The organism is Halomonas sp. A11-A (genome assembly GCF_003182195.1).
Taxonomy (GTDB): Bacteria; Pseudomonadota; Gammaproteobacteria; order Pseudomonadales; family Halomonadaceae; genus Halomonas; species Halomonas alkalicola.
The window spans coordinates 1-1,235 of record NZ_QGTM01000061.1; the positions used below are offsets into that span (position 1 = coordinate 1).

Genomic DNA, 1,235 nt, shown 5'->3' on the forward strand with positions numbered 1-1,235 from the left:
TCCCCCTGGTTGTTGGTGAAGGGAGCGGCAGGGTCGTCGAGGAAGCGCAACACGTCGTCCTCGTACGCCTGGAGGCGTTCCAGGAGGTTGCGCGGCTTGGTGCGCTTGGCCCGGCCTCGCGTTCCAGGTGGCGGTTTCACCGGCGGGGGGCACTCGGCGTCCCCTTTCGCCAGGCAATCTCGATAGCGCTGCCGCCAGGCTCGGGTCTCATCGGCCGAGAGGCAGCCGTCGGCCACCTCCACGGCGCGATGCATCTCCAACAACAGGTCATGCAAGGCCTTGGCCCATGCCTGGCCATCGTTCTCCCAGGCCGCTGTCAGCTCCCGAAGGTGGTGCGCATTACAGAGCGCGTGCCGGCAATCCGGATAGCGGTAGTAGGGCTTCCAGTGATCATGCACCAGCACGCCACGCACGAAGGGCAATACGCCGATGGCGTCCATCGCTTCCTGGCCGCGCTTGGGGTGCGGGGCCAACCAGGTCAGGGCCTCGTTGGAGGCGCTGTGTAGCCAGTAGCGTTTGCCACCGACCTGCATTCCGGTTTCATCGGCATGGACGGTGGCTGCTTCACGTAGCGCCGGGATCACCCACTCGGCGAACGCCTCGGCCCGCTGGTAGGCCTCCTGGTTGAAGGCGAACAGGGTGCCGGTGCTCAGCGACAGGCCGCACTGCGAGGTGAGCAACTCGCGGATACGCGCATAGGGCAACAGCTGATACTGGGAGAGATAGACGACATGCGCCTTGAGGCGAGGGCCATACTGGATGGGGCGAGTCACGCCCTCGGGGAATGGCGCCACGTAGCGTTGCCCCTGATCATCTTCGAGGACCTCAGCCTGATATTCGGTGACCACGGCCTGGATTACGATGTCCTGCACTTGGCGCGTTTCGACGCCGACCGGGCGGTAAGAACGCCCCTTGGGGAGTTGCCGACGATCGACACGGAGCTTGACCACCTCGTCGGGGTCCGTCACCGGCGCCAACGTCTTACCCTCATGCCCTGGCTGTCCGCCGGGGCGCCGCTCGCCTTTGGCGCGCGAGCGGCGCTGGCGATTGGGATCCTGGGACGGTGGCTTGCTGCTGTTGCGGCTACTGGTGGCCAGGCGATCGGCCATGAGCTTGACCAGCAGCATCAGCACATCGATGGCGGCACGCAGCGACGGCGAGACCGTCTGGTCTTCCTTGAGCTGCTGCCGGACCCGCTCCAGGGCCTCGTCGACGTTGATATCGCTGATGGTCAT

1 protein-coding gene is annotated in these 1,235 nt (G+C 65.7%); it reads right to left on the reverse strand.

The genetic code is table 11. The features are described from left to right. On the reverse strand, positions 1-1,235 hold a 1,235-nt coding region (locus tag DER72_RS15975), incomplete at its 3' end, for an IS66 family transposase (RefSeq protein WP_110070908.1).